The organism is Paracidovorax valerianellae (genome assembly GCF_900102625.1).
In the GTDB taxonomy this organism is placed as follows: domain Bacteria; phylum Pseudomonadota; class Gammaproteobacteria; order Burkholderiales; family Burkholderiaceae_C; genus Paracidovorax; species Paracidovorax valerianellae.
In genome coordinates this window covers 282,461-288,807 of the sequence record NZ_FMZC01000005.1, presented here as the reverse complement: position 1 = coordinate 288,807, position 6,347 = coordinate 282,461, and the positions used below count along the sequence as shown (strand labels likewise).

At 65.4% G+C, this 6,347-nt stretch carries 5 protein-coding genes and 1 pseudogene; 5 read left to right on the top strand and 1 reads right to left on the bottom strand.

Translation table 11 applies throughout. The annotated features are described in order from the left end of the window. The 3 genes and pseudogenes from BLT03_RS11160 to BLT03_RS11150 all read left to right on the top strand — a co-directional run. Positions 1–732: electron transfer flavoprotein subunit beta/FixA family protein (locus BLT03_RS11160; RefSeq protein ID WP_245711328.1), on the top strand; the 732-nt coding region annotated here is incomplete at its 5' end. Positions 733–734: 2 nt separating this feature from the next. Then, positions 735–1,667, top strand: a complete 933-nt coding sequence (locus tag BLT03_RS11155; protein ID WP_092743548.1) for an electron transfer flavoprotein subunit alpha/FixB family protein — start codon at positions 735–737, stop codon at positions 1,665–1,667. 161 nt (positions 1,668–1,828) lie between these two features. Then, positions 1,829–2,804 (top strand): annotated as a pseudogene (locus BLT03_RS11150) (tripartite tricarboxylate transporter substrate binding protein). 28 nt (positions 2,805–2,832) lie between these two features. On the opposite strand, the gene BLT03_RS11145 reads toward BLT03_RS11150, so the two are convergent. Next, the gene (locus BLT03_RS11145) at positions 2,833–3,795 is read right to left on the bottom strand and encodes a LysR substrate-binding domain-containing protein (protein ID WP_092743545.1); all 963 of its coding nucleotides are present in this window, start codon (positions 3,793–3,795) and stop codon (positions 2,833–2,835) included. Between the two features lie 127 nt (positions 3,796–3,922). On the opposite strand from BLT03_RS11145, the gene dsdA reads away from it, so the two are divergent. Together dsdA and BLT03_RS11135 are read left to right on the top strand one after the other, a co-directional pair. After that, entirely contained in the window at positions 3,923–5,317 is a 1,395-nt protein-coding gene (gene dsdA, locus BLT03_RS11140; protein ID WP_092743543.1) for a D-serine ammonia-lyase, read from the top strand. 45 nt (positions 5,318–5,362) lie between these two features. Then, the gene (locus tag BLT03_RS11135; RefSeq protein WP_092743541.1) at positions 5,363–6,346 is read left to right on the top strand and encodes a Bug family tripartite tricarboxylate transporter substrate binding protein; all 984 of its coding nucleotides are present in this window, start codon (positions 5,363–5,365) and stop codon (positions 6,344–6,346) included. The last annotated feature ends 1 nt before the right edge of the window (position 6,347 follow it).

Genomic DNA, 6,347 nt, shown 5'->3' with positions numbered 1-6,347 from the left:
GTCAAGCGCGTGGTGGACTACAACGTGAAGGTCCGGGTGAAGTCGGACAACACGGGTGTGGACATCGCGAACGTGAAGATGAGCATGAACCCCTTTGACGAGATCGCCGTCGAAGAGGCGGTCCGCCTGAAAGAAAAGGGCGTGGTGACCGAAGTCATCGCCGTCTCCTGCGGCGTGGCCCAGTGCCAGGAAACGCTGCGCACCGCCATGGCCATCGGCGCCGACCGCGCCATCCTGGTGGAAACCGCCGAAGAGCTGCAGCCCCTGGCCGTGGCCAAGATCCTGAAAGCGCTGGTGGACAAGGAGCAGCCCCAGCTCATCATCCTGGGCAAGCAGGCGATCGACGACGACGCCAACCAGACCGGCCAGATGCTCGCGGCCCTGGCCGACCTGCCCCAGGCCACCTTCGCCTCCAAGGTCGAGGTGAGCGGCGACAAGGTCAACGTCACGCGCGAAGTCGATGGCGGGCTGGAGACCATCTCCCTCACGCTGCCGGCCGTCATCACGACCGACCTGCGCCTGAACGAGCCGCGCTACGTCACCTTGCCCAACATCATGAAGGCCAAGAAAAAGCAGTTGGACACCATCAAGCCCGAAGACCTCGGGGTCGATGTCAAGCCGCGCCTTAAAACCCTCAAGGTCTCCGAGCCCCCCAAACGCGGTGCCGGCATCAAGGTGCCCGACGTCGCCGCCCTGGTGGACAAGCTCAAGAACGAAGCAAAGGTGATCTGAACATGACAGCCCTCGTAATTGCCGAACACGACAACGCCAGCATCAAGCCCTCCACCCTGAACACCGTCACGGCCGCAGTGGCCTGCGGTGGCGACGTGCACATCCTGGTGGCCGGCAACGGCGCCGAAGCCGCCGCCCAGGCCGCCGCGCAGATCGCCGGCGTCGCCAAGGTCATCCACGCCGACGGCGCCAGCCTGAAGGACGGCCTGGCCGAGAACGTTGCCGCCCAGGTCCTGGCCATTGCCGCCAACTACAGCCACATCCTGTTCCCGGCCACCGCCAACGGCAAGAACGTCGCGCCCCGCGTGGCCGCCAAGCTCGATGTCGCGCAGATCAGCGACATCACCAAGGTGGACAGCCCCGACACCTTCGAGCGCCCCATCTACGCCGGCAACGCCATCGCCACCGTGCAAAGCAGCGATGCGACCAAGGTCATCACCGTGCGCACCACGGGCTTTGACGCCGCCGCTGCCACCGGAGGCTCTGCCGCTGTCGAGAAGGCCGATGCCGCCGCCGACACCGGCAAGAGCAGCTTCGTGGGCCGCGAAGTCACCAAGAGCGACCGCCCCGAGCTCACCGCCGCCAAGATCATCGTCTCCGGTGGCCGGGCGCTGGGCAGCAACGAAAAGTTCACCGAAGTGATGACCCCGCTGGCCGACAAGCTGGGAGCTGCCATCGGCGCCAGCCGCGCGGCGGTGGATGCGGGCTACGCGCCCAACGACCTGCAGGTGGGGCAGACGGGCAAGATCGTGGCGCCGCAGCTGTACATCGCGGCGGGCATCTCGGGCGCGATCCAGCATCTGGCGGGCATGAAGGACTCCAAGGTGATCGTTGCGATCAACAAGGACCCGGAAGCGCCGATCTTCAGCGTGGCCGACTATGGCCTGGAGGCCGATCTGTTCACGGCCGTGCCGGAACTGGTCAAGGCGCTCTGACCGACCGGTTGTTTGCGCTTGCGCGAGGGGTGGGGCCGGCTCACTTCCCCGCGCGTCCCTCGCCATCTCCGGACGCTCCGGAGGCCGCAGGCCATGGACCAGAGCCGCACGCAACGTCCGTGCGCCGGCCATTCCCCAGTTTTTCGACACAGGAGACAAACATGCACACATCCCTTCGCCGCCGCCAAATGCTGCTGACGGCCACGGCGGGGCTGGCCGGCGCTGCCGTCGGCACGCCCGTCTTCGCCAACTCGCCCTGGCCGAGCAAGCCGATCCGCATCGTCGTTCCGTACACGGCAGGCGGATTCACCGATCAGATGGCGCGCCTGCTGCAAGTGGGTCTGCAGCAGCGCCTGGGCCAGCCGGTGATCGTGGACAAGCATCATCGGCGTGGATGCCGTCGCCAAGGCCGCGCCCGACGGGCATACCTTCGCCGTGGTGATCGCCGCCTATGCGGCCAACACCACGCTGTATCCCAAGCTGCCTTACGACCCGAAGAAGGATTTGACGGGCGTGTCGCTCATGGGTGTGTCGCCCCTGGTCGCCGCCGTGGCGATGAACGCGCCGTTCAAGACCACCGCCGAGTTGGTGGCCTACGCGCGTGCCAACCCGGGCAAGCTCAGCTTCGCGTCGTCCGGCAACGGCTCTGCCGCCCATCTCACTTCCGAACTGATGCGGCTCATCACCAAGACCGACATGGTGCATGTGCCGTACAAGGGTGCATCGCCCGCGCTGGCGGACCTCATGGGCGGGCAGGTGCCGCTGTTCCTCGATCCGCCCCCGAACCTGATCCAGCCTGCCAAGGCCGGCAAGATCCGCCTGATCGGCGTGGCCAGCGACAAGCGTGTGCCCGCACTGCCCGACGTTCCCACATTTGCGGAGCAGGGCTATCCCGGCCTCGTGGGCAGTACGTGGGCTGCGATGCTGGCACCCTCCGGTGTGCCCCGCGACATCGTGCAGCGCATGTCGGAAGAGGTGACCCGCATCATTCGCAGCCCCGAGGTGACGCAGCGGCTGGAGCAGTCCATGGGCACGTTTGCGGAAGGCTCTTCCCCACAGGAGTGCGATGCATTCATCACCGCTGAAACGGCCAAATGGGCAAAGGTGATTCAGGAGGCGAAGGTCACGCTGGAATGATCTTGCGCAGCGGTTGGCGGATTCGAAATCAAAGGTGGACCTGAGGCGCAGGTAGCACTTGCCGCCTCTCTTCGCAAAACACCAGCCCTTCTTCCATCAACCACTCCCGGACCTGTTCCATGGCCGGGGTGGGGTGTGCCGTGGTCACGAAGGAGTAGGCAGCGCGCGACAGTACGCTGCGTCGAATGACGGGCACCAGGCGTCCCGCCCTCACGTCCTGCAGCACCAGGGCAGCGCGGCCCATGGCGATGCCCTGGCCCGCCAGGGCGGCACCCAGGGCCAGCTGTGACAGGTTGAACTGCTGCCCGCCTGCCCACGGCGGTGGGGCAGCGCCTACTTGGGCAAACCAGTGTTGCCATTCCTCATACGCATCGGCGCCGTCCCATGCGCTGCTGTCATGCAGCAGCCACTCGGATGAAAGGTTTGCCGCGTCGATGATGGGCGGATGCCGTGCCAGGAATTCAGGGCTCGCCACCGGTATGAGCCATTCGTCGAGAAACACCGTCGCGTTCAGATCGCGGTAGCCACCCAGATCGAACCGCACCGCAGCCTCGACCCCGTCCCGCACCATGCGGGTGCGGTCCAGCCGGTGAAACTCTCCGAAGACCCGCAGCCCCATGCTCGGGTATTGGCGAAAAAATTCGCCGAGTCGGGGCGTGAGCCAGCTCATGGCGAAGGAGGGCGAGCAACTCAGGGTGGCCGTCGCGGTCTCTTGCGGCCGGCGCATCTGGGCCAGCGTGCTTTCGATGGCGGTAAAGCTCTCGCGCAGCACCACGGCCAGCCACTGGCCTTCGGGCGTGGGCACCAGCGCACGTGGCGTGCGAAGGAACAGGGGGCGGGACAGCCAGTCTTCGAGTTGCTTGACCTGCTGGCTGACCGCGCCCTGGGTGATGCACAGTTCGGCGGCAGCCTTGGTAAAGCTGCCGTGGCGAGCCGCTGCATCAAAACAGCGCAGCCAGGCGAGAAGGGAGGCGGAGAGGCGAATGTCCATTACTTTGACTAATGCGGTCGCCACTATAAATGCGTTGTGACAACCCCGTGACGGGCGAAGAATGCATCGCAAGGGGTGCGTTGCGACCCCCGACCAACGAACGCCTCCATTGCTGCATCGACTCGATATGTCCCCGATTCAAGAACATCCCTTGCCGGCCGGTGGCACTTTTGGCACTCCGCTGGCAATGCATCTGCGTGACGCGGAGCCCTGCCTGTGGACCAATCCCGCGCGCCAGGAAAATCCGCCGGCCGCCTTGCAGGCATTGGGGCGCAGCATTAGTCTGGATGATACGAAAGCGGCGGCCGCCCGCTTGCAGCGGTTCGAGACGTTGCTGGGCGAGGTGTTCACCGAATTAACTCCCACCGGCGGCGTGGTGGAGTCGCCCCTGTTGGCTGCCGCAGCGCTAAAGCCTGCCATCGGACTGCAGCCAGGGCAGGGTCGCCTCTTCATCAAGGCCGATCACTGCCTGCCCGTGGCGGGCTCCATCAAGGCACGGGGCGGTATGCACGAGGTGCTGGAGTTTGCCGAGCAATTGGCGCTGCAGCATGGATTGGTGCAAGAGGGCGATGACGCCCGTGCCTACCTGGCATTGGCCGGCGCCGAAGCACGCGAAGTGCTGGGGCGCTATCAGGTGGCGGTAGGGTCCACCGGAAACCTGGGGCTGAGCATCGGTGTCGTGGCCTCCGCTCTGGGGTTCAAGGCGGCAGTGCACATGTCGGCCGATGCCAAGGAATGGAAAAAGGAGCGCCTGCGCCAGCGCGGCGTGCAAGTGGTGGAGCATGCGGGCGACTACGAGCGTGCCGTGGCCGCCGGACGTGCCCAGGCCCATGCCGATCCGATGTGCCACTTCGTGGACGACGAGCAGTCTTTTTCCCTGCTATTGGGCTACAGCGCTGCAGCCCTGCACCTGCAAAAGCAGCTGGCCGAGCAAAGCATTGCGGTGGATGCCGAGCACCCCTTGATCGTCTATCTGCCCTGCGGCGTGGGTGGTGCGCCGGCGGGCATCACGTTTGGCCTGCGACAACTGCTGGGCCCGCACGTGCATTGTTTTTTTGCCGAGCCGTTGCAGTCACCGTGTTTCCTGGTGCAGATGCTGGCCGGGCAAGTCGGGGCATCGGGCGGGGCATCGCACCCGTCGGTGTATGACTGGGGCTTGACCAACCAGACCGAAGCCGATGGGCTGGCCGTGCCGCGCGCCTCGCTGCTGGCGGCCGAACTGATGGCGCCATTGCTGTCCGGTGTGTTCACGGTGGCGGACGACACTCTCTTCGCCCATCTGGTGCAGGTGCTGGACATGCTGGGCGAGCGCATCGAACCTTCGGCTGCCGCAGGCTTCAGTGGCCCGGGCATGCTGACCGGCACCGATGCAGGCCAAGCCTGGCTGCGCAGTACTGGCGTGGGTGCAGTGCTGCCCCAAGCCACTCATTTGGTGTGGACCACCGGCGGACTGCTGGTGCCCGACGCGCAATTCCAAGGGTTCGTGCAACGCGGGCGGGCTGTGCTCGCGGCACGTGGCTGACCCGTCGTTTCCCTTCCGATCCTTCGACCTTTTAGAGAGAACGCCATGAACCGCAAGAAGCTGCTTTTGTCTGCCGTGATCTGTGCCGTGGGCGCAGCTTCGTGGGCGCCTGCCATGGCACAGGAGGCGCCGTTTCCGACCAAACCCATCACGCTGGTGATTCCGTTCCCGCCTGGGGGTGCCACCGACGTGCTGGGCCGGCTGATCGGCAAGAAGATGGGCGATCTACTCGGGCAAAGCGTGGTCATCGACAACCGTGCCGGCGCGGGAACCACCATCGGGGCCGCGTATGCGGCCAAGGCTGCGCCCGACGGTTACACGCTGCTCATGAGTTCAGGCACCACCTTCACCGTGAATCCTGCCGTGCGGCCCAAGCTGGCGTACGACCCCGTCAAGAGCTTCGAGCCCATCGGCATCGCCGGGCGCACGGGGCTGATTCTGCTGGCCAGCAAGGACGTGCCTGCAACGGACCTGAAGCAGTTCGTGAGCTTGGTGAAGGCCGCGCCTGACAAGTATTCATACGGCTCCTTCGGTGCCGGTACCACGTCGCAGTTCGCGGGCGAAATGTTTTTCCATGCGGCGGGCTTGAAGATCCAACACGTGCCCTACAAGGGCAGCGCGCCTGCCATGACCGACCTGATGGGCGGGCAGATTCCTTTCACGGTCGACACCGTGTCGGCCGCCTTGCCCCAGCTCAAGGACGGCAAGATCAAAGCCATTGCCGTCACGTCGGGCAAACGCTCAGCCCTGCTGCCCAAGGTGCCTACGCTGGTGGAAAGCGGCTATCCGGGGCTGGAGATGGACACGTGGCTGGCCATGGTGGCGCCGCGTGGTTTGCCACCTGCCGTTAAATCGCGGCTGGAGTTGACCCTGGCGCAAGTGGTCTCTGACCCGGAAACCCGCGACAAGATGATCGCGGTGGGTTTCGAACCCTCCTATGCTTCGGCCAAGGCAGTGGCAGAGTTGATCGACAAGGAACTGCCCCTGATGCGCGCCATCGCCCAGCGAGCCAGCATCACGGCCGATTGAT

Coding starts and splice junctions, on each gene's coding strand:
- BLT03_RS11155 (WP_092743548.1), top strand. CDS start 735: ATGACAGCCCTCGTAATTGCCGAACACGACAACGCCAGCATCAAGCCC.
- BLT03_RS11145 (WP_092743545.1), bottom strand. CDS start 3,795: ATGGACATTCGCCTCTCCGCCTCCCTTCTCGCCTGGCTGCGCTGTTTT.
- dsdA (WP_092743543.1), top strand. CDS start 3,923: ATGTCCCCGATTCAAGAACATCCCTTGCCGGCCGGTGGCACTTTTGGC.
- BLT03_RS11135 (WP_092743541.1), top strand. CDS start 5,363: ATGAACCGCAAGAAGCTGCTTTTGTCTGCCGTGATCTGTGCCGTGGGC.